Consider the following 21,467-nt stretch of genomic DNA (forward strand, 5'->3'; position numbering starts at 1 on the left):
CTGGGGGCGCCGTCCGCGTGGGTCATCCCGGGTCCTCTCCCAACTCTCGCAAGGCGTCGTGGAGGGCGGTGCGGAGGCGGCGGGTGAGTGCCGGGGTGAGGTGCAGGACGAGGCCCTCGCCGGCGCGGCCGACCTCCTCGACGGTGAGCACGACCCGGGGCTCGGCGTCCTCGTAGTCGTCCGAGATGGCGACCGCCCAGGAGAGGCGGGCCAGGTCGTCGTCGTCGGGCGGCTGGTCCGCGGGGTCGAAGGGGTGGTCGTCGATGGATCGCCGCATGACCCCTGACGGTACGTTGAGGTCGTGCCCGCCGCTCCCGCCGACCCCACCTCGCTGGCCGCGACCAGCGACTTCCTGCGCGCCTGCCGCAGCGAGCCCGTCGACCGCATCCCCGTCTGGTTCATGCGCCAGGCCGGGCGCTCGCTGCCCGAGTACCGGGCCGTGCGGGGGGAGGGCAGCATCCTCCAGGCCATCAAGGACCCGGAGCTGTCGGCCACGATCACCCGCCAGCCGGTCGAGCGCTACGACGTCGACGCGGCCATCCTCTACTCCGACATCGTCGTGCCCGCGGAGGCCATCGGCTTCGGGGTGGACGTGGTGCCGGGCGTCGGCCCCGTCATCGCCGAGCCCTTCTCGTCGGCCGCCGACCTCCAGCGCCTCCGTCCACTCGACCCCGAGGCCGACACGCCCTACGTGCTCGAGACCGTGCGCCTGCTGGTCGAGCAGCTCGACGTCCCGCTGATCGGCTTCGCCGGCGCGCCCTTCACCGTGGCCAGCTACCTGATCGAGGGTCGCCCCTCGAGGACCTACGCCAAGACCAAGGCCCTCATGCACGGCGACCCGGCGCTCTGGGAGAAGCTCGTCGACGCCCTCGCCGACCTGGCCCTCGCCTCCCTGCGGTCCCAGGTGGCCGCCGGCGCCTCGGCCATCCAGCTCTTCGACAGCTGGGCGGGCGCCCTGTCCCCCGAGGACTACCGCCGCTTCGTGCTGCCCGCCAGCGCCAAGGTGCTCGAGGGCATCGGCGAGACCGGGGTGCCCCGCATCCACTTCGGGGTGGGCACGGGCGAGCTGCTCGGCCTGCTGGGCGAGGCCGGTGCCGACGTCGTGGGCGTCGATTGGCGGGTGCCCCTCGACGAGGCCCGCCGGCGGGTCGGCGGTCGCGCCCTCCAGGGCAACCTGGACCCGGCGCTGTGCCTGGCCCCGTGGCCCGTGGTGGCCGACGCCACCCGCGAAGTGCTGCGCCGCGGCGGCGGCCTCGGCCACGTGTTCAACCTGGGCCACGGCGTCCTGCCCGAGACCGACCCGACCGTGCTCGAGAAGGTCGTGGCGCTCGTCCACGACGAAGGCGTCGCCCTCGGCGCCGAAGGAGTCGCATCGTGACCGGTCCCGCGCCCGTCGGCGTCGTGGTCATGGCCTACGGCACGCCGAAGCGACCCGAGGACGTCGAGGCCTACTACACCCACATCCGCCGCGGCCGTCCGCCCGAGCCCGAGCAGCTGGCCGACCTCCAGCGCCGCTACGACGCCCTCGGCGGCGTCTCCCCCCTCGCGCAGCGCACCGAGGCGCAGCGGGCCGCCATCGAGGCCGCGCTCGAGACCCGCGTGCCCGGCGGCTACCGGGTGGTGCTGGGTCAGAAGCACGCCAGCCCCTTCATCGAGGACGCCGTCGGTACCCTTGCCGACGACGGCGTCACCCGGACGGTGGGCCTCGTCCTCGCCCCCCACTACTCCGGCTTCAGCGTCGGCGAGTACCAGAAGCGCCTGGCCGAGGCCGCCGCCGAGCGGGGCGTCACCGCCGCCGGCATCGAGAGCTGGCACCTCCAGCCCGCCTACCTGGACTTCCTCGCCGGCGCCCTGCGGGACACCCTCGCCGGCCTGCCCGAACGCACCCGGGTGGTCTTCACCGCCCACTCCCTCCCCGAGCGGGTGCTGCAGGGCGACCCGTACCCGGACCAGCTGCGCGCCAGCGCCGCCGCGGTCGTCGAGCGCGTCGGTGCCGCGGCGCAGGACTGGGGCGTCGCCTGGCAGAGCGCCGGCCGCACGCCCGAGCCGTGGCGCGGCCCCGACATCCTCGACGTCATCCGGGAGGTCGCCGCCGGCGGCCAGCACGACGGAATCGCCGTGTGCGCGCAGGGCTTCGTGGCCGACCACCTCGAGGTGCTCTACGACCTCGACATCGAGGCCAAGGCCGTGGCCGACGAGGTCGCCCTCGCCTTCGGCCGCACCGCTTCGCTCAACGCCGAACCCACCGTGATGGCCGCCCTCGCCGACCTGGTCGTGGCCGCCACCCCACCCGAGGAGCCCACCTGATGCCCTCCCCCACCCGAAACGCCCGAACTCGAGCCGATGGCGCGCGCCGGGCGCGCGCCATCGCCTCGGGAACGGGATCGAACGCCGCCGCCGGGGTCCCGGGGGTGAGGCGATGAGCCGCGTCGTCATCGTCGGCGGCGGCATCGCCGGCCTCGCCGCCGCGTATGAACTGGCCAAGCACCCCGAGGCCGACGTCGTCCTGCTCGAGGCGGGCCCCCGTCTCGGCGGCAAGATCGAGACGCAGCCCTTCGCCGGCCTGCCGGTCGAGCTCGGCCCGGACACGTTCCTCGCCCGCGTGCCGTGGGCGGTCGACCTGTGCAAGGAGCTGGGCCTGTTCGACGAGTTGGTCAGCCCCGAGCAGACCACCGCCTACCTGTGGGTCCGGGGTGCCCTGCGCCGGCTGCCCGAGGCCCACGTCCTGGGCGTGCCCACCGACTTCGACCAGCTCGCGGCCAGCGGCCTGGTGTCGCCCGAGGCCGTCGCCATCGCCCGCCGTGACCTCGACCACCCGGAGGACGCGCCTGGGCGGCTGCCCGGTGACGGGGCCGAGGGTGACTGCTCCGTGGGCGAGCTGATCCGCTCGCGCCTCGGCGACGAGGTGCTCGAGCGCATCGTCGACCCGCTCATCGGCGGCATCAACGCCGGCGACTCCGACCGCCTCAGCGTGGCTGCCGCCGCTCCCCAGATCGCCGGCGCCGCACAGAGCAACGCCAGCCTGGTGCGGGGCCTCCTGGCCATGAAGGCGGCGGCGCCCCCCGATCCCGGGACGCCGATGTTCTACAGCCTGCCCGGCGGCCTCCAGCGCCTCGTCGACCGGGTGGTGGACGCCATCACGGCCGAGGTGCACCTGGGCACACCGGCCATCAGCGTCGAACGTCGGTCCGGCGGCGGGTACGCCGTGCACACCGCCGGCGGCCCCATCGAGGCCGACGCCGTCGTGCTCGCCAGCCCCGCCTTCGCCGACGCCCGACTGCTCGAGGCCGTCGCCCCCGGGCCCGCCGCCGCGCTCGGCGCCATCGACTACTCGTCGGTCGCCCTCGTCACCCTGGCCGTGCCCGCCGACGCGGTCGAGCGCCCCCTCGACGCCAGCGGCTACCTCGTCCCCCGCACCGAGGGCTGCCTCATCACCGCCTGTACCTGGGCGTCGAGCAAGTGGGCCCACCTCGCCGCCCCCGGTCAGGTGCTGCTCCGGGCGTCGGCCGGCCGCTACGGCGACGAGCGCATCGCCGACCTCGACGACGACGCCCTGGTCGCCGGCGTGCGGGCCGACCTCGCCACCACCATGGGTCTCGACGCGGCGCCGACCGACGTGCGCATCGTGCGCTGGACCGACTCGTTCCCGCAGTACACGCCCGGCCACCTCCAGCGCATGACCGCGCTCGACGAGCAGCTCGCCGCCGAGGTGCCCGGCGTGGTCCTCGCCGGCGCCGTGCAGAAGGGCGTGGGCATCCCCGCTTGCATCCGCCAGGGCCGCGAGGCGGCGAACGCCGTCCTCACCGCCACCGGCGCCGGCGCCTGAACCCCTCCCCTCCATCGTTCTGGTACGTCCCCGGCAACACTGATGTTGCCAACTCGTGACCAGAACGAGCCGACCGAACAGCCGTTCCGGCACGCCGCCGGCGCCTCAGCCCTCCCCTCCATCGTTCTGGTATGTCCCCGGCAACACTGATGTTGCCAACTCGTGACCAGAACGAACCGAGCCCGTACCGGACGGGCGTGACTGGCCGCCGGGCCGCCGGGCGACGAAGATCGGCGCCTTGACCGAGCCCACCACCGACGCCGATCCGGCCGACGACCCGACGAGCGCGGGCACCGTCGCTGCCGACCGACCGGCGATGACGCGCGGCGCCAAGGCGCTGCTCGCGCTGCGCTGCGTCGGCACCGGCCTCGTCCTCGCTGCCTCGGTGCCGCCGTGGGGCTGGTGGCCCCTGGCCTTCGTCGGCATCGCCCTGCTCGACCGCCTCATCGCCGGCCAGGCCCGCAAGGCCCGGTTCCGGCGCACCTGGCTGGTGTGCGCCGCCTGGCTGTACCCGTCGATGCTCTGGATGGTCGACCTCACCCTGCCCGGCTACCTGATCGCCTGTGCCACCTACGCCGCCTACTTCGGCGTCACGGTGGCGCTGCTGCCGTCGAGCCGGTGGCGCTGGCTGGGGCTCCCGGGAGCCTTCGTGCTCGCCGAGTGGGCTCGCTGGTCGTGGCCGTTCGGCGGTGTGCCCCTGTCCACGCTGGCCATGAGCCAGGCCGCCGCACCCCTCGCCTTCACGGTGCGCCTCGCCGGCAGCCTCGTCCTGGTGCTCATCGTCGTGCTCGTCGGTGTCGCCCTGTCCGCCCTGTGGGAGCGGGCGCCCCAACAGGCCGGACTCGCCCTCGGCGCCGTCGCCCTCATCGCCCTGGGCGCCTGGGTGGCGCCGCGGGCCCACAGCGTCGAGGACCTCGACATCGCCATCGTGCAGGGTGGAGGCCCCCAGCGCACCCGGGCCAGCGAGACCGACCCCCGGGACGTCTTCGAACGCCACCTCGAAGCCAGCGAGGAGGTCGACACCCCCGTCGACCTCGTCCTGTGGCCGGAGAACGTGATCAACGTCGAAGGCAGCCTCGAGGTCAACCCCGAGAACGAGGAGCTGGCCGAGCTGGCCCGCCGCCTCGACACCACGCTGATCGTCGGGGCGGTCGAGGGCGCCGACGACAACTTCCTCAACGCGGCGGTGGTCTACGCACCCGACGGTCGCATCGTCGACCGCTACGACAAGGTCAAGCGGGTGCCCTTCGGTGAGTACGTGCCGCTGCGGGGCCTGTTGGAGCGCTTCAACAGCGAGCTCCCCGGCCGCGACGCCCTCGCCGGCGACACCCCCGCCATCGTGCAGACGCCCGCCGGCAAGTTCGGCGTGGTCATCTCCTGGGAGGTGTTCTTCAGCACCCGCGGGCGCGACGCCATCGGCAACGGCGGCGACGTCCTGCTCAACCCCACCAACGGCTCCTCCTACTGGCTCACCCAGGTGCAGAGCCAGCAGGTGGCCTCCTCCCGCCTCCGGGCCCTCGAGAACGACCGCTGGGTGCTCCAGGCGGCGCCGACGGGGTTCTCGGCCATCGTCAGCCCGGAGGGTCGGGTGGTCGACCGGACCGGCGTCAGCGAGCAGCGCGTCCTCCAGGACACCATCACCCGCCGCCAGGGCGAGACCCTCGCCACCCGCGTCGGCGACCTCCCCGTGCTCGTCGTGGCGATCGCCCTGATGCTCGCCGCCCACCTCCTCGACCGCCGCTCGCGCCGTGTCGTCACCGCCGCGGCGTCCGACGGGCCGACCGCGGGCGACGACCCGGGCGCCACCCCGCCGACCGGTAGCGTCGGGGCGTGATCGAGCTCTCCGCCGGCCAGGCCCGGGCCACCCTCGACCCCGACGCCGGCGGGCGCCTCGCCCAGCTCTCCGTCGACGGTCTCGACCTGCTGGTCGAGCGGCAGGAGTCGCCCACCCAATGGGGGTGCTTCCCCATGGCGCCGTGGGCGGGGCGCATCCGCAACGGTCGATTCACGTGGGAGGGCACCGAGTACCAGCTCCCTCGGAACAAGGCCCCCCATGCCATACACGGCGTCACCTACGACCGCCCCTGGACCGTGGTCGATGCCACCGAGACCAACGCCACCCTGCGCATCGACCTCGACGAGCGGTGGCCCCTCGGGGGTTGGGTCCTCCAGACGTTCACCCTCGACCACGACAACCTGCACCTGCGCATGGAGGTCCACGCCGGCGACCGCCCGATGCCCGCCAGCTGCGGCTGGCACCCGTGGTTCCGCCGCCAGCTCGAGCGGGGCGGGCCCCTCCAGCTCGACTTCCAGGCCGGGATGATGTGGCACAAGGACGACGAGGGCATCCCCTCGGGTGCGGTCACCAGCCCCACGCCGCCGCCGTGGGACGACTGCTTCACCGACATGGTCGACCCGCCCGAGCTGCGCTGGCCCGGCGCGCTCCAGCTCGACATCGAGTCGCACTGCACCGACTGGGTGATCTACACCGAGCCCGACCACGCCCTGTGCGTCGAGCCCCAGACGGGGCCGCCCGACGTGCTCAACCTCGATCCCGCCGAGGCTGCGCCTGGCACCGACGGCGGCCCGGACCACCCCGTGATCGCCACCGCCACGTTCCGCTGGTGGGCCGACTGAGGCCACGGCCGGCCGCCGGCGGACGCGAGACACCGCCGGCACACCCCGAGAACGCGGCCGCCACGTCCCTGGGACGGCTCCCTCCGCACCGCTCCGACACCGCGCGCGCACGGCCGGGAGGGGCCCGGAGGCCGTTCGCAACCGCCCCGGGCGGCCCTTGCCACTTCGGTTCTCGCCGCCCGCCCCCGTACACTTGACCGACCGGTCAACGCCCGGAAAGGCTCCGATCACTTGGCATCCACCCCGCACGACGACGATCCCCTCCGGATCGCCCTGCTCACCTACCGCGGCAAGAAGCACTGCGGGGGCCAAGGCGTCTACGTCCGCCACCTCTCGAAGGCCCTGACCCTCCTCGGGCACCACGTCGAGGTGCTGAGCGGGCCGCCCTATCCCGAGACCGTCGACGAGGTGCCGCTCATCGAGCTGCCCAGCCTCGAGATCTACAACGACCACTTCCCCATGCGCTTCCCCGCCATCTGGGAGCTGAAGAACTGGACCGACGTCGCCGAGGTCCTCTCGTTCTCGTCCGGCACCTTCCCGGAGCCGCTCGCGTTCAGCCTGCGGGCCTGGGACCACCTCAAGCACCGGGTCGACGAGTTCGACATCGTCCAGGACAACCAGTCCATGGGCTACGGCCTGCTCGGCATCGAGCGCGCCGGCCTGCCCGTCCTCGGCACCATCCACCACCCCATCACCGTGGACCGCAAACTCGAGATGGAGCACGCCGAGACGCCCTACCAGCGCTTTGCCAAGGGCCGCTGGTACGCCTTCACGAAGATGCAGAGCCGGGTCGCCCAGCGCCTCACCCGCATCCTGACCGTCTCCGAGTCGTCCCGTGGCGACATCATCAAGGACCACGGCGTCGACCCCGACCGCCTGCACGTCGTGCCGGTGGGCGTCGACCCCGAGACCTTCCTGCCCGTCCCGGGAGTGACGCCGGTTCCCGGGCGCATCATCACCACCGCCAGCGCCGACGTGGCCATGAAGGGCCTCGTGTACCTGCTCGAGGCCGTGGCCAAGCTGCGCACCGAGAACCCCGACATCCACCTCGTGGTCATCGGCAAGCCCAAGGAGGAAGGCCGCACGGCCCGCACCCTCGCAGAGCTGGGCCTGAGCGACGCCGTCGAGTTCGTCAGCGGCGTGTCCGAGCAGCGCATCGTCGAGCTGTACTCCGAGTCCGAGCTCGCGGTCGTGCCCTCGCTCTACGAGGGCTTCTCGCTCCCCGCCATCGAGGCCATGTCGTGCTCGGTGTGCCTCGTGGCCACCACCGGCGGAGCCATCCCCGAGGTCGTGGGCAAGGACGGCGAGACCGCCCTGCTCGTGCCCCCCGGCGACAGCGAGGCCCTCGCGGTGGCCCTGCGCCGCGGCCTCGACGACCCGGATCTGCGGGCCCGCATCGGCGCCGCCGGCCGCCAGCGCATCATCGAGCGCTGGAGCTGGACGGTCACCGCGGAGAAGACGGTCGAGCAGTACCGCGCCCGCCTCGCCGAGCCCACCATCAGCACCCAAGTCCCGGGCCTGGGCGAGCTCCCGTCCCTCCCCGGTCTGCCGTCGCTCGACGACGTCGGCGGGGCGCTCGCCGGCCTGCGCCGCCGGCTGCCGGTCTGAGCGGGGCGGGCACACCACACGATGCTGACCGTCGACTACGACCGTCTCGGCCTCCAGGCCGGTGACCTGCTCCTCGACATGGGCTGCGGCGCGGGCCGCCACGCCTTCGAGTCCTACCGGCGCGGTGCTCGCGTCATCGCCTTCGACTACTCGCACCCCGAGTTGGTCGACGTGCGGGGCATCTTCGGGGCCATGCAACAGGCCGGCGAGGGACCGAAGCACGGTCTCGCGACGGGCGTGAACGGCGACGCGGTGAAGCTGCCGTTCCCCGACGACACCTTCGACCGCATCATCGCCTCCGAGGTGCTCGAGCACGTCCCCGACGACGAGGGCGCCCTCGACGAGCTGATGCGGGTCCTACGCCCCGGCGGGATCATCGCCGCCACCATCCCGGCGTGGTTCCCCGAGAAGGTCTGCTGGGCCCTCTCGGACGAGTACCACGCCCCCTTCGTGGTGGGCGGGCACGTCCGCATCTACACCGAGGACGAGCTCCGCCAGAAGATGAAGGCGGCGGGCCTCGAGCCCGGCCCCAGCCACCACGCCCACGCCCTGCACTCGCCGTACTGGTGGCTCAAGTGCGCGGTCGGTCCCACCAACGACGAGAACCCGCTCGTGAAGGCGTACCTGCGCCTCCTCACCTGGGACATCATGAAGCAGCCCCTCGTCCTCCAGGTCGCCGAGAAGGTGCTCCAGCCCCTCATGGGCAAGAGCCTGATCGTCTACGCCCGCAAGCCCCTGGCCACGGTGGCCCCGCCGGCGCCCCGGGTCTCGGCCACGGCCACGCCCGAGACCGCCCCTCCCACCGAAAGGCAGACCGCCGATGTCGCGTGAGCTCCACCTCCCTGAGGTGCCCGACCTCGTGACCGCCGACGAGATGCTGGCCACCGCCGCCGCCATCGTCGAGTGGCAGCTGCCCTCGGGCATGATCCCCTGGTTCCCCGGCGGCCACGCCGACGTGTGGAACCACGTCGAGGCGGCCATGGCCCTCGACCTCTGCGGCTTCCACGAGGAGGCACTCGCCGCCTACCAGTGGCTGGTCGGCCTCCAGCGCCCCGACGGCGCCTGGCACCAGTACTACCTCGAGGACGGCATCGAGCAGGACAAGCTCGACGCCAACACCTGCGCCTACGTGGCCGCCGGCGTGTGGCACCACTACCTGCTCACCCGGGACCTGAAGTTCCTCGAGTCGATGTGGTCGATGGTCGAGCCCGCCATCGACTTCGTGCTCGACCTCCAGACGCCGCGCGGTGAGATCCTCTGGGCCCGCCACGCCGACGGCACCCCCTGGTCGTTCGCCCTGCTCACCGGCTCGTCGAGCATCTGCCACTCGCTGCGGTGCGCCATCGCCATCGCGGAGGAGCTCGGCCACGAGCGCCCCGACTGGGAGCTCAGCGTCGCCCGTCTCGCCCGCGTCATCGCCACCGAACCCGACGCCTTCGCCCCCAAGCACCGCTGGGCCATGGACTGGTACTACCCGGTGCTCGCCGGCGTGCTCACCGGCGACGCCGGCCGCACCCATCTCGCCGAGCGCCGCGGCACCTTCCTCTTCGAGGACAAGGGCATCCGCTGCGTGTCCGACCGTCCGTGGATCACCGCGGCCGAGACCTGCGAGTGCCTCATCGCCCACCTCGCCGTGGGCGAGGTCGAGCTGGCCACGGACCTGTTCGCCATGGCGCAGGGCCACCGGGCCGACAACGGCCGCTACTGGACGGGCATCGTCTACCCCGAGGAAGCCACCTTCCCCGGCGGCGAGCAGTCCACCTACACCGCCGCCTCGGTGATCCTGGCCGCCGACGCCCTCACCGGCGCCACCCAGGCCAGCAAGCTCTTCGTCGACCACGACGCGGTGCTGCCCCCGCTCCTCCCCCTCGACGACTAGCTACCAGGCTCCTCCTCCGTCGGAGCGCCTTCGCCACCCGGTTCGTTCCTCGCAGCGGCTCCGCTCCGCTCCGCCACGTCACCCCGCCCCTGACCGGCTCCTCCTCCGTCGCAGCGCCTTCGCCACCCGGTTCGCCGGCGCTCGCGGCGTCTCTCAGGTGGGGCGGGTGAGGACGCGCAGGCTGCCGGTCGCTCCGACCTCGGCGAAGCCGTCGTCGAGGGCCCGCAGGAAGATCTCGTAGGGCGGTCGGCCGCCGTCGGCGGGGTCGGGGAACACGTCGTGGATGGCCAGCGTGCCCCCGGGCGCCACGTGGGGCGTCCAGAGCTCGTAGTCGCGGTGGGCGGGCTCGGTGCCGTGGCCGCCGTCGATGAAGAGGAAGGTGAGGGGCGTGGTCCAGAAACGCCCGACGGTGGCGGACTCACCCACGACGGCCACGACCGACGCCTCGAGGCCGGCGTCGTAGAGCGTGCGGCGGAACACCGGCAAGGTGTCCATGAGGCCGATCCCGGGGTCGACGAGGTCGGACTCGTGGTGCTCCCAGCCCGCCTGGTTCTCCTCGGAGCCGCGGTGGTGGTCCAGCGAGAACAGGACGGTGCCCGTGGCCCGGGCGGCGCCGGCGAGGTAGATGGCCGACTTGCCGCAGTAGGCGCCGATCTCGAAGAAGGGCCCGCCGGCGGCCGGACCCGCGCCGGCGGCGAGGGCGGCCTCATGCAGGGCCACGCCCTCGTCGGGGGGCATGAAGCCGCGGGCCGCCTCGGCGGAGCGGCGCAGCTCGGCGTCCATCAGGTCACGGCTCCGTGGCGGTCAGCGAGGGGCGGGTGCGGTGGGCGACGCAGCAGCGGGCGTCAGGCCCACTTGGCCTCGAAGTCGCCCTCGACGAACCCGTCGGCGACGAGCTCCTCCTCGGTGACGTCCGCTTCCTCCAGCACCGACTCGTCGATGGGGAAGTGCCGCTCGCGACCGAACATCGCCTTGTCGAGCACGAAGAACTTGAGCAACCAGACGCACCCGAAGCCGAAGGCGTTGGCCACGTTGACCATGATGGGCGAGTTGAAGTGGCTCTCGGCGAAGGCCACGAAGATGGTGGAGATGACGAGGCCGAGCAGGGTCATGCCCCAGAACGGCAGGATCTCGGTGACGAAGTTGTTCTTGTCGCGCTTGCCCCACACCCAGTAGCGGTTGAGCACGTAGACGGGCACGACGGTCACGGCCACGGCCATGGTGTTGGCCTCGAGGCCGTTCCACCCCAGCCCGTACTGGAACACGAGCAGGATGATCTGCGTCATCGGGACGGCGATGAACGACACCGCGGAGTAGCGGAGCACCTTTCGGTGGTCGATCGCCTTGATGCGCGCGATCGCATCGGCAGTCCTCATGCTCATCTATCGGAGCCTAACGATCGCGGCGTGAGCGGGGACAGTCCCGAATGGTCGACCTTCGTCCCGTCGCTCATCGGAGTGGCACCGTAGTGTGCAGGCCATGTCCCAGGGAGCGGTCGACGCGCTGATCGAGCTGCTCGACCTCGAGGCCATCGAGGTCAACATCTTCCGGGGCAGCAGCCCCGACGAAGACCGCCAGCGCACCTTCGGCGGACAGGTGGCGGGCCAGGCCCTCGTCGCCGCGGCGCGGACGGTCGAGCCCGAGCGCGCCGTCCACTCCCTCCACGCCTACTTCCTGCGCCCGGGTGACCCCCGCGTGCCCATCCTGTACGAGGTGGACCGCATCCGGGACGGACGATCCTTCACCACCCGCCGGGTGGTGGCCATCCAGCACGGCAAGGCCATCTTCAACCTCGCAGCGTCGTTCCAGGTGCACGAGACCGGCCTCGAGCACCAGCTGGCCCTGGCGGACGTGATGTTCGACGGGCGTCTGCCGCCCGCCCCCGAGACGCTCCCCGACTGGCGTGAGCGCATGGCTCCCTGGAAGGACCGCATCGGCGACTGGTACGACCGGCCGAGGCCCATCGACCACCGCCAGTGCGACTTCGAGCCCATGGACCGCCGGGAGAAGCTCCCACCCCACCAGCGCACCTGGCTGCGGGCCGACGGCGTCCTGCCCGACGATCCCGTCCTGCACGCCTGTGTGCTGACGTACGCGTCGGACATGACCCTGCTCGACACCAGCATCCTCCCCCACGGTCTGGGCACCATGGACGAGGCCCTGATGATGGCCAGCCTCGACCACGCCATGTGGTTCCACCGCCCGTTTCGCGCCGACCAATGGCTGCTCTACGTGCAGGACACCCCCTCGGCTTCTGGAGGTCGGGGCACGTCCCGTGGCCTCATCTACACCGAAGACGGGCAGCTGGCGGTGTCCGTCGTGCAGGAAGGCCTGATACGAATCATGCGATGAGCTCTGAGCCCCGGCGTCGTCCGACCCGTCCCCTCACCCGGGTCGCCTCCCGCACCGCCGTCGGCCTCGTGGCGGCGGCGTTGGCGCTCACCGCCTGCTACGGCGGCAGCGACGACCGACGGACGAGCTCGCCGACGGTGGACCCCGAGATCCGCTCGGCCACGTCCACCACCGCTGCGCCGGGCCCGGCGTCGACCCTCCCGGCGAGCGTCGGGTCGTTCGACGGGGCCAGCGTGGCGTACGAGCCCGTGACGACCCTCGACGACACGCCGATGGCGATGGCCGTGCGCGCCGGTGACGACGACCTCGTCTACGTCGCACAGCGAGCCGGCACGCTGGTGCGCCTCGACCCGACGACGGGGCCCGACGCCGCGGCCGAGGTGGTGCTGGACTTCAGCAGCGACGTCACCATCGAGGGAGAGGGCGGCTTCCTGGGCGCGGCGTTCTCCCCGGACGGCGAGCACCTCTACGTCAGCTACACGAACACCGCCGGCGACACCCGCATCGACGAGTACGCCGTGTCGGGCGAAGGCGGCGACGCCACCGTCGACGCCGACAGCCGCCGCGAGGTGTTCGCCCAGGACCAGCCGTTCTCGAACCACAACGGCGGCAACATCGCGTTCGGCCCGGACGGCTTCCTGTACCTGGGCCTCGGCGACGGCGGCGCCGCCGGCGACCCGGACGACCGGGCCCAGAACCCCACCGACCTCCTCGGCAAGGTGGTGCGCATCGACCCGACGGAAGGGGACACCCCCTACGGCGTGCCCGCGGACAACCCCTTCGCCGACGGCACCGACGGCCGACCCGAGATCTGGATCAGCGGGGTGCGCAACCCCTGGCGGTTCTCGTTCGATGCCGCCACGGGCGACCTGTGGATCGGCGACGTGGGCCAGAACGAGGTCGAGGAGATCGACTTCCTGCCCGCCGACGGCGAGGGCCTGAACGCCGGGCGGGGCGCCAACCTGGGCTGGAACCTGATGGAGGGCGACGCCGGCTACGAGGGCGGCACGCCGCCGGCCGCCTACGTCCCGCCCATCGCCACCACCAGCCACGGCGACGGCAACTGCTCGATCACCGGTGGGTACGTGTACCGGGGCACCGAGGTCCCCGCCCTCCAGGGCGCCTATCTCTTCTCGGACCTGTGCCGGTCCCGCCTCCAGGGTCTCCTGGTGGACGGCAGCCGGCAGGTGAACGACGAGGCCGACCTCGGCGAGCTCCCGTCCGGTGCCCCGATCTCGTTCGGCGAGGACGCCGCCGGCGAGCTCTACGTCCTCTTCCAGGACGGCCTGATCTCGAAGATCACCGCCGGCTGACCCGCGGCGGCCCGGGCGCTCGTCACCTCCGGTCGAGCGAGCGCACCCAACGACGCTGCCAGGGCGTCTCAACGGCACGGGGGTGGTACGCGCTCCGGACCCACGCCACGGCCTCGTCCGGGGCGACCCCTGACAGCACGGCGAGCACCGCCAACGCGGTCCCGGTGCGTCCGACCCCGCCGCCGCACGCGAGCTCGACCCGTTCGGTCACGGCGCGCTCGTGCGCTTCGCTCAGCATGGTCAGGGCGGCGTCCCGGTCGGCCGGTAGGCGGAAGTCGGGCCAGCGCACCCACCACGACCGCCAGGAGAACGGACCGGGCGCCGCGGCCACCAGGTAGACCCCCAGCTCGGGGTCCGGCCCGACGGGGACCGGCCGACGCAGCCCTCGTCCCCGGACCCGCCGCCCGTCGGGCAGCTCCACGACGCCCGGCCCCGGCTCCCAGGTTCCCACCTCGCCGAGGGTAGGGGTGGCGCGTCCCTCAGCGCAGGCGATCGAGGCGGAGCAGGCGGCGGGCGTTGGCGTCGAAGTGCGCCGCGAGCGCGGCGTCCCCGTGACTGGGGTCGAGGGACTGGTCCCAGCCGGCCAGGTTGGTGCCGGCGACGAGGTGATCCGGCCCGAAGGCCGCGAGGAGCGCTCCCAGCGCCGTCGGGCCACCGACGTGGGCGTCCCACCACAGCCGGCGCAACCGCTCGGCGACCGCTCCCGGCGGAGCGAGCGCGTCCGCCCCCCAGGGGCGGGTGCGGGCGGCGTGCTCCATGCGCTCGGCCAGCCAGGCCGTTGCGCCGCCCCCGTGGCTGATGCAGACGTCCAGGCCCGGGTGGCGGTCGAGCACCCCACCCAGGACCAGGGTCGACACGGCCAGGGTCTCCTCGTAGAGGAACCCGAGCCAGAGGTCACCGTCGAAGCGGGCGAGGCGCTCGTCGCGGCGGGGCCGGTCGATGCCGTCCGGCGCGGGATGGACGAAGAGGGGTACGTCGAGGGCCTCGCACGCCGACCACACGACGTCGAGGGCGGGGTCGTCCAGCGGCCGCCCCAGATCGGTGCCCACGTAGGCGCCGAGCAGACCGAGCTCGCCGACCGCTCGGCGCAGTTCGTCCGCGGCCCGGGGTGGGTCCTGCATCGGGAGCTGGGCCAGCCCGGCCAGCCGGTCCGGCGCCGTGGCCACGACGGCGGCGAGCCCGTCGTTGTGGCGGCGGGCGAAGGCCACGGCGGGGTCGGCCTCGACGTGGGAGAAGAAGGTCAACGGGTTGGGCGACAGCACCTGGCGCTCGATCCCGGCGTCGTCCATGACGGCCAGCCGGCGGTCGACGTCCATGAACGGGGTGTCCCGGTAGCGGACACCCATCAGCTCGTAGTCCCCCACCCGGAAGCAGGGGAGTCGCCCGTCGACCGGGTCGCCGTCGTCGAGCTCGGGCCCGAGGGGCCCGGCGGCGCCGAGCGTCGACTCGAGCACCACGTGGGCGTGGAGGTCGATCACTGGATGGACCCCGCAGGCACGCTCAGAACCGCACCGGGTAGGCGGACCAGTAGCCGCGGGCCGAGGTGGGGTCGAGCTGCGGTGGGCGGTCGGGGTCGGGGTGGGCGCCGGCGGCCAGCACGGCCTGGACGGCAACGGGGACGAGGCCGTAGAGGCGGTCCGGGCCGGTGTCGGCGGCCGGGTCGCCCCCCGCGGCCAGCTCCTGGCCGATGCAGGCGTGCATGCCCAGCCCGAAGCTGAGCCCCCACGGGGCCACCCCCGGCGACAGGGCGCGGTGGGGGTCGAACGCGTCGGCGTCGGGACCGAACGCCGCCGGGTCGCGGTTGGCGGCCATCAGGTCGATGACCACCTCGTCACCCACGGCCACGGCCTGCCCGCCGGCCAGGGTCAGGGGCTCGAGGGCACGGCGCAGGGCGATGGGGCTCGAGGGCTGGAGGCGCACCGTCTCGTGGGTGCACCGCTGCAGGAAGGTGAGGTCGTCGCGGGCTCGCTCGGCGTCGGCCGGCGCGGTCTCGCTCATCTCGAAGACGTGGTCGAGCGTCCTGACGAACGCGGTGGCCGACGTGTGGGCGCCGGCGAGGAGGTAGAAGCACACCTCGCGGCGCACCACCTCCGGCCCGAGCTCGAGCTGGTCCTCGTTGGCGAGCAGGACGGTGAGCACGTCCTGCGGCAGCTCGTCCGCGTCGAGGGCGCCGGCGGCCACGGCGTCGAGGGCCGCTCGGCGACGCTCGATCGACGGCTGGAGGAACTCGGCGTCGAAGGCATCCAGCGCGGCGGCGACCTCGGCCCGCTTGGCCTCACGATCGCCGGTGTAGTGGGCCAGGGTCGCCCCTTCGATGAAGCGCATCATGTACTCGTAGAGCCGGTGGGTCTCCTCCGGGCTGCGCTCGGGCCGGTCGACCCCGGCGGCCGTGGCCGCGAGGTTCATCATCATCTCGTGGCTGAGGCTCACCAGCTCGGCCCGACCGATGGCGACGTGGGGCGCCAGGGTCTCGGCCACGACGGCCGGGAAGCGCGTGCGCTCGTCGCGCTCGCGCGTGTCCCGCCGGAACAGTCGGTTCTCCAGCCGGCGGCGGGCCCGGTGGGCGTCGCCGTGGAGGTTGACGAGCACGTCGGCCATGACCACCTCGCCGGCGTCGTAGAGCGCCTGGCGCAGGTGCTTCTGGCGGAAGGCGTCGCGCGCTTCTTCGTAGGTGGTGACGGTGTGGACCGTGGGGGTGGCGCTCATGGATGGCTCCTCGCGGGCGCGTCGCCGGCGGCGGGGCCGGGCACGGTCGCCGCCGGGGACGCCGCCCAGGTGGCGGCCCGGGCGAGGACCCGGCGGTGGACGGGGTGCTCGAAGGCGGGTGGGCCGTGGCCCAGCAGATCGGTCACCACCCGGCCCTCGCCCACGGTGCGGGCCCAGACCAGGGGGTGGGTGCGGCCGCCGTGGTCGGCGACGAGGAGGGGCGCGAGCCCCTCGACCTCGTCGAGGAAGCCGTAGGCCTCGTCCTCGACGATGAAGCCCCCGACGCCGCCGGTGACCTCGTGGGCGCGACCGGCCTCGGTTGGGGTGACCGTCACCGGGCCGAGCGGAGGGTGCGACGAGCGCTCCCAGTCCCAGGACGCGCCGCAGAGCGCGCGCCAGGTGGCCGCAGCGTCGAAGCAGATCACCGCCGTGTGCAGCGCCAACAGGCCGCCGCCGGACCGTACGAAGCGGTCGAGCACCGCGAGATCCACGTCGTCCACCGCGACCGCGTGCTCGGCGCGCTCGTCGGCGTAGCGCTCCTGGTCCATGCGCCAGCGCAGGGCGTGCACCGTGACCAGGTCGACCCGCGGGCCCGTACCGGCCTCGGCGGCGCCGAGGCGAGCCAGCGCCTCGAACGGGTCGGTGACCACCGTGGTGGCGATGCCGTGGTCGGCGAGGAGGTCGACGAGCAGCGGTGTCGTGGACGCGAACGGGTGGGGCCCACCCGTGAGCAGCAGGTTGGTGGTCACCGTGCCCTCACCCGCCCGGGGCCCCGTCGCCGACCGAGTCCACCGCCGCCGGCCGCGGGAGGGAGGTGATCACCGACGGGGTGACCCCGCCGTCGACGAGAAGCTCGGTGCCGGTGACGTAGCCCGCGGCGTCGGAGAGCAGGAACAGGACGACCGCGGCCACGTCGGCGGGCTCACCGAGGCGACCCAGCGGGACCCGCTGCTCGCGCCGCCGGCGGGTCTCGGGGTCGGCGTAGATGGGGGCGGACATACCGCCGTCGATGAGCCCGGGGGCAACGGCGTTGACCCGGATGCCGTGGGCCCCCCACTCGAGGGCCATCTGCTGGGTGAGGCGGGCCACGCCGGCCTTGGTGGCCCCGTAGGCGCCGGCGTTGGGGCCAGGGACCACCCCGTTCATGGACGTGACCGCCACGATCGAGCCGGGCCGGCCAGCGGCGACGAGGCGCCGGGCCACCGCCCGGGCCGTCACGAAGGTGCCGGTGAGGTTCACGTCGACCACCGCCCGCCAGTCGGCGAGGGTGGTGTCGAGCAGCGGGCCGAAGCGCACGATCCCGGCGTTGGCCACGAGGGCATCGGGCGCCGGCCGGTCCATGGCCGTCGCGAACTGGTCGAGGGCGGACTCGACCGCGGCCTCGTCGGTCGTGTCCGCGGCGAGGGCCACGCACCGGCCGCCGAGGGTCGCGGCAGCGCGATCCGCGGCGTCGCCGTCGCGGTCGAGCACGCCGACCGTCCAGCCCGCCTCGGCGGCGGCAGACGCGATCGCGGCCCCCAGGCCGGAGCCCCCGCCGGTCACCACCACGGTGCCGCTCCCTGGCTCGCTCATGTCCCCGCCCCGCTCATTCGCCGTGCACCAGGTCCCAGGTCAGGGGCTGCGCCGACCACAGGCCGACCTTCTCGCCCGGCAGGGGCGAGCGCTGGGGCCACGGCCGGTCGAGGTCGACCGGCGCTCCGCGGGAGAACACGTGACGGAGGCGCCGCCGGTCGGCGAGCACCGTCACGTCGGCAGACGGGTCGCCGTCGACCACGAGCACGTCCGCGGCGGCGTCGGGGGCGATCACCCCGATGCTGTCGAGGGGCTCACGCAGGGCAAGGGCCCCGTTGCGGGTGGCACACGAGATGGCCTCGAGCGGGGAGAGGCCGAGCGCCTCGACGAACACCTCCAGCTCGCGTGCGTGCCAGTGCCCGTAGGGCGTGAGGGAGAACCCGCTCTCGGAGCCGCAGAGGAGCGGGACCCCGGCGTCGTGGGCGGTCCGCAGCTTCTCGGCGGTGGCGGCGATCTCACCGCGGAAGAGGTCGACCTGGGTGGTCATGGCCCCCACCCGGTGGCCGTGGTCGGCGAGGTTGGCCAGGAAGGTGAAGGTCGGGGCCACGGCGGTGCCGGCCTCGACCAGCGCGGCCACGGCGGCGTCGTCGAGGAAGCTGGCGTGGAGGACGAGGTCGACGCCGGCCTCGGCCGCCAGCCGCGTGGACTCGGCGTTGCGGCAGTGCGCCACCGTCGGGGTGTCGAGGGCGTGGGCGGTCTCGGTGACGGCTCGGAGCTCGTCGAGGGTCCACACCGTGCGCTCGCCGCGGCGGTTCGGCAGCGACCCGGTGACGTGGATCTTCACCCAGTCGGCCCCCCGCTTGATCTGCTGACGGGTCACCCGCACCATCTCGTCACGGTCGCCCACCACGTGGGCGTAGCCGACCCGGCCCTCGTCGGGGATGAGCTTGCCGGCCGTCCCGCCCGCTGCGGTCAACAGCGCGTTCATGCCCGAGACCATCCGGGGCCCTTCGACCAGGCCGGCGGCGATGGCGTCGCGCAGGGCCGGCCCGACCTCGAAGATGCAGTCGGCGTCGAGGAAGCCGGTGACCCCGGCCCGCAGCAGCTTCTGGACGTCGAACGCGGCCACGAGGGCGGCGGTCGAGGGATCGCGGTGGAAGAACAGCTCGTCGTTGCTGGCGGGCTCGCCGAAGGTGATGTGGCAGTGGGCGTCGATCAGGCCGGGCAGCACGGTGAGCCCGGCCACGTCGAGGACCACGGTCTCGGGGGTCGCCGCCGCGGCGGCCTCGGGGCCGACGGCCACGATGCGATCAGGCTCGAGCAGCACGTCGGCGGGGTGCGGCGGCGTGCCCGTGCCGTCGATCACGGCGCCGCCGCGCAGCAGGATCGGCTGGGTCGCGGTCATGGTCGCGTCCTCCGTCTCACGCCTCGAAGGCCGTCACGTAGCCGTCGAGCAGGTGGGGGCGGGGCTCTCCGGGGTCGGGCATGAAGTCGACGGCCAGGTAGGGGCCCGCGTCGAGGTCGAGGTGGAGATAGCCCTCGAAGCCGGCCGAGAGCGCGCCCATGCCGCCGACGGCGACGAGGTCCACGGCGGGGGTCGCGTTGGTGGCGAGGTCGTCGAGCAGCTGGTCGAGCTGGTCGTCATCGAGCGGTTGGTCGAGACCGAGCACGGCGAGCTCGTGGAGGCCCTCACCGCCCTCGCCCTCGTCGTTGTTCACCACCTGGTACCAGCCCGGCGGCACGGCGTCGGGGAACCGGTAGCCGCCGTCGGTCATCTCGATGGTGCCCTGCACCGTCTCGGGGTCACTCGTCTCCGGGTCACTCGTCTCCGGCGTGGCGCCGGGCTCGGGCTCGGCCACGGTGAGGGTGGTGGTCATGCCCATGAGCGCGTGGGCCACGCCGTGGGTGTCGGGCACGTAGCACATGGCCAGGACCATGCCCGGGGGCAGGTCGACGAGGGCCTCGATGGACTGGCCCGGGCCGATGTAGCTGACGCCGCCCAGCATGTCGACGAACTCGATGGCGGCCGAGCCCGAGGAGTCACCGCCCGCGGTGTCGGCCAGTTCCGACAGGTCCACACCGTCCTTCAGCCGGGCGAACATCACCTGGTGGGCCTCGTCGCCCTCGTTGTGGAACTCGACGTGCGTCCAGCCCGAGGGCAGGGCACCGCCCGCGGCGAGGTCGATCGGCGTCCCGTCGGCCGCGGTCGCGTCCAGCTCGAACGTGTACTCGGTGCCGACGATCTCGACCGTCGAGCCCGCTTCGGGCAACGCCACCGGCGTGGCGTCGACGTCGCCCTGGTCGGCGCTCGACGCGGTGACGGCATCGTCGGCACCCGTCCCGGTGGGGGTGGCATCGCTCCCGCAGCCGGCGACGAGGGCGGCGAGCAGGACCGCCACCAAGGCGACGGCCACCGCGGGGACCAGGCGGGTCGCCCGGTGACGTGGTGCGTGCCGGACGGCCGTCGGAGCCGCGTCCGCGACGGGGGCGGCACCGGTCGTGCGGGCTGCGGAGGGTCGGGTCATGGGCGGGGGTGCTCCTCGAAGAAGGTCCAGATGAGGTCGGTCGCGTCGACGTCGAAGGTGGTGGGGCCGACGATGTCGGCGCTGGCCCGGGAGACGTCGCTCCCGGGCCACGCGTGGCCGCCGCCGTCGACCACGAAGAGCTCGACCGCAGCGTCGTCCGCGCAGTCGCCGTAGGCGATGACCTCGACCTCGTCGGACACGTCGGTGCGCGTCGGCTCAGGGTCGCAACCGTCGAGCTCGGCCCACCGGGCGGCGGCCTCGGTGAGGTCGCCGAAGACGAGCCCGTCGAAGGCCCGGCTGCTGTCGCCGTCCCAGGCCAGGTCGTCCAGTGCCGGGCCGCGACCACCGGTGAAAGGCACGTACCGGTCGGCGGTCCCGTGGACGGCGAGGACGGGCACGGGGCGGGAGGGAGCGCAGTCCGCGGGCACGAGGAGGCCGGCGACCGCGGCCACCGCCGCCACCCGATCGGCCAACTCGCACGCCACCAGCGAAGTGAGGAAGGCCCCGTTGGACATGCCGTCGACGTACACCCGGTCTGGGTCGATGCAGACGGCGGCGCTCACGTCGTCGATGACGTCGGCCACGAACCCCACGTCGTCGGGGAGGTCGGGGTGCGGGACCGCGTTCCAGTACGCCAGGTCGCCGTTGCCCTGGGGGGTGGCCAGGACGAACCCCTCGCGCTCGGCGGTGGCGCCGAACCCGCTCATGGCCGCCTGCCCCTCGGCTCCGCTCAGGTAGCCGTGCAGGTCGACGACGAGCGGGGTCGGCTCGCCGTCGTAGGCAGCGGGGACGAGCCGGTCGTACCAGCGGTCGGCACCACCCGACGAGAGCTCGACCCGCTCGGTGCCGGCCGCCGGCGGGGCCGTCACCGCGCATCCCGCGGCGGTGGTGGTCGAGGCGGTCGTGGTCGGGCGCTCGGCCCCACCGGTCGAGGTCACCGACGTCGTCGGTGGGTCGGTCCCGTCGGCGCGCTCGGCGTCGTCGCCGCTCCCGCACCCCGCCCCGAGGCCCAGGACGAGCAGGCCGGTGAGCGCGGTCGCACGGGCGGCGCGCCACACTTCGCCGCCGGGCCGGCGACGACGGGTGGTACGGGGAGCCGCGGGTGGCAC

General features: G+C 73.6%; 21 protein-coding genes. 10 read left to right on the top strand and 11 right to left on the bottom strand.

Annotation, left to right across the window (positions count from 1 at the left end):
- Positions 1 to 22: 22 nt before the first annotated feature.
- Positions 23 to 277: a hypothetical protein gene (locus tag JNK12_14535; GenBank protein MBL8777157.1), complete on the bottom strand. Its 255-nt coding sequence runs from the start codon at positions 275 to 277 to the stop codon at positions 23 to 25.
- Between the two features lie 24 nt (positions 278 to 301).
- Between JNK12_14535 and hemE the strand changes: the two genes are divergently transcribed.
- The 8 genes from hemE to JNK12_14575 all read left to right on the top strand — a co-directional run bounded on the left by hemE (position 302) and on the right by JNK12_14575 (position 9,950).
- Positions 302 to 1,378, top strand: coding sequence for a uroporphyrinogen decarboxylase (gene hemE / locus JNK12_14540; GenBank protein ID MBL8777158.1), 1,077 nt, complete (start codon positions 302 to 304; stop codon positions 1,376 to 1,378).
- Complete coding sequence (hemH, locus tag JNK12_14545; protein MBL8777159.1) at positions 1,375 to 2,307, top strand: ferrochelatase; 933 nt, start codon at positions 1,375 to 1,377, stop codon at positions 2,305 to 2,307. The genes hemE and hemH overlap by 4 nt, the downstream gene beginning before the upstream one ends.
- A 112-nt stretch (positions 2,308 to 2,419) precedes the next feature.
- A complete protein-coding gene (gene hemG, locus JNK12_14550) occupies positions 2,420 to 3,826 on the top strand; it encodes a protoporphyrinogen oxidase (GenBank protein MBL8777160.1) in 1,407 nt (468 codons plus the stop codon).
- A 238-nt stretch (positions 3,827 to 4,064) separates the two neighbouring features.
- Positions 4,065 to 5,660: an apolipoprotein N-acyltransferase gene (gene lnt / locus JNK12_14555; protein MBL8777161.1), complete on the top strand. Its 1,596-nt coding sequence runs from the start codon at positions 4,065 to 4,067 to the stop codon at positions 5,658 to 5,660.
- Positions 5,657 to 6,463, top strand: a complete 807-nt coding sequence (locus JNK12_14560) for a hypothetical protein (GenBank protein ID MBL8777162.1) — start codon at positions 5,657 to 5,659, stop codon at positions 6,461 to 6,463. Before lnt ends, JNK12_14560 begins: the two co-directional genes overlap by 4 nt.
- Before the next feature lie 231 nt (positions 6,464 to 6,694).
- On the top strand, positions 6,695 to 8,071 hold the full coding sequence (locus JNK12_14565) for a glycosyltransferase family 4 protein (protein MBL8777163.1): 1,377 nt from the start codon (positions 6,695 to 6,697) through the stop codon (positions 8,069 to 8,071).
- A 21-nt stretch (positions 8,072 to 8,092) separates the two neighbouring features.
- On the top strand, positions 8,093 to 8,902 hold the full coding sequence (locus JNK12_14570; GenBank protein MBL8777164.1) for a class I SAM-dependent methyltransferase: 810 nt from the start codon (positions 8,093 to 8,095) through the stop codon (positions 8,900 to 8,902).
- Positions 8,892 to 9,950: a prenyltransferase gene (locus tag JNK12_14575; GenBank protein MBL8777165.1), complete on the top strand. Its 1,059-nt coding sequence runs from the start codon at positions 8,892 to 8,894 to the stop codon at positions 9,948 to 9,950. The genes JNK12_14570 and JNK12_14575 overlap by 11 nt, the downstream gene beginning before the upstream one ends.
- 153 nt (positions 9,951 to 10,103) lie before the next feature.
- Here JNK12_14575 and JNK12_14580 read toward each other — a convergent pair whose 3' ends face one another.
- Positions 10,104 to 10,733: a class I SAM-dependent methyltransferase gene (locus tag JNK12_14580; GenBank protein ID MBL8777166.1), complete on the bottom strand. Its 630-nt coding sequence runs from the start codon at positions 10,731 to 10,733 to the stop codon at positions 10,104 to 10,106.
- A 62-nt stretch (positions 10,734 to 10,795) separates the two neighbouring features.
- Complete coding sequence (locus tag JNK12_14585; GenBank protein MBL8777167.1) at positions 10,796 to 11,332, bottom strand: GtrA family protein; 537 nt, start codon at positions 11,330 to 11,332, stop codon at positions 10,796 to 10,798.
- 97 nt (positions 11,333 to 11,429) lie between these two features.
- On the opposite strand from JNK12_14585, the gene JNK12_14590 reads away from it, so the two are divergent.
- Complete coding sequence (locus JNK12_14590; GenBank protein ID MBL8777168.1) at positions 11,430 to 12,302, top strand: acyl-CoA thioesterase II; 873 nt, start codon at positions 11,430 to 11,432, stop codon at positions 12,300 to 12,302.
- Positions 12,299 to 13,615 (top strand): PQQ-dependent sugar dehydrogenase, encoded by a 1,317-nt coding sequence (locus tag JNK12_14595; protein MBL8777169.1) that lies wholly within the window; start codon positions 12,299 to 12,301, stop codon positions 13,613 to 13,615. The genes JNK12_14590 and JNK12_14595 overlap by 4 nt, the downstream gene beginning before the upstream one ends.
- A 22-nt stretch (positions 13,616 to 13,637) precedes the next feature.
- Here the strand turns inward: JNK12_14595 and JNK12_14600 are convergent, their stop codons facing one another.
- Genes JNK12_14600 through JNK12_14635 form a run of 8 tightly spaced genes read right to left on the bottom strand, consistent with a single transcriptional unit; the run spans position 13,638 to position 21,467 of the window.
- Entirely contained in the window at positions 13,638 to 14,066 is a 429-nt protein-coding gene (locus JNK12_14600) for a protein phosphatase (protein MBL8777170.1), read from the bottom strand.
- A gap of 28 nt (positions 14,067 to 14,094) precedes the next feature.
- Positions 14,095 to 15,093: an amidohydrolase gene (locus JNK12_14605; GenBank protein MBL8777171.1), complete on the bottom strand. Its 999-nt coding sequence runs from the start codon at positions 15,091 to 15,093 to the stop codon at positions 14,095 to 14,097.
- 22 nt (positions 15,094 to 15,115) lie between these two features.
- On the bottom strand, positions 15,116 to 16,321 hold the full coding sequence (locus JNK12_14610) for a cytochrome P450 (protein ID MBL8777172.1): 1,206 nt from the start codon (positions 16,319 to 16,321) through the stop codon (positions 15,116 to 15,118).
- Positions 16,318 to 17,070 (bottom strand): ThuA domain-containing protein, encoded by a 753-nt coding sequence (locus JNK12_14615; protein MBL8777173.1) that lies wholly within the window; start codon positions 17,068 to 17,070, stop codon positions 16,318 to 16,320. The genes JNK12_14610 and JNK12_14615 overlap by 4 nt, the downstream gene beginning before the upstream one ends.
- A 7-nt stretch (positions 17,071 to 17,077) precedes the next feature.
- Complete coding sequence (locus JNK12_14620; GenBank protein MBL8777174.1) at positions 17,078 to 17,893, bottom strand: SDR family oxidoreductase; 816 nt, start codon at positions 17,891 to 17,893, stop codon at positions 17,078 to 17,080.
- 13 nt (positions 17,894 to 17,906) lie between these two features.
- The gene (locus JNK12_14625; GenBank protein ID MBL8777175.1) at positions 17,907 to 19,238 is read right to left on the bottom strand and encodes an amidohydrolase family protein; all 1,332 of its coding nucleotides are present in this window, start codon (positions 19,236 to 19,238) and stop codon (positions 17,907 to 17,909) included.
- Between the two features lie 16 nt (positions 19,239 to 19,254).
- Complete coding sequence (locus JNK12_14630; GenBank protein ID MBL8777176.1) at positions 19,255 to 20,358, bottom strand: hypothetical protein; 1,104 nt, start codon at positions 20,356 to 20,358, stop codon at positions 19,255 to 19,257.
- Positions 20,355 to 21,467: a hypothetical protein gene (locus JNK12_14635; GenBank protein MBL8777177.1), complete on the bottom strand. Its 1,113-nt coding sequence runs from the start codon at positions 21,465 to 21,467 to the stop codon at positions 20,355 to 20,357. The genes JNK12_14630 and JNK12_14635 overlap by 4 nt, the downstream gene beginning before the upstream one ends.

This window comes from Acidimicrobiales bacterium (genome assembly GCA_016794585.1).
Lineage (GTDB): Bacteria > Actinomycetota > Acidimicrobiia > Acidimicrobiales > DATDAH01 > JAEUJM01.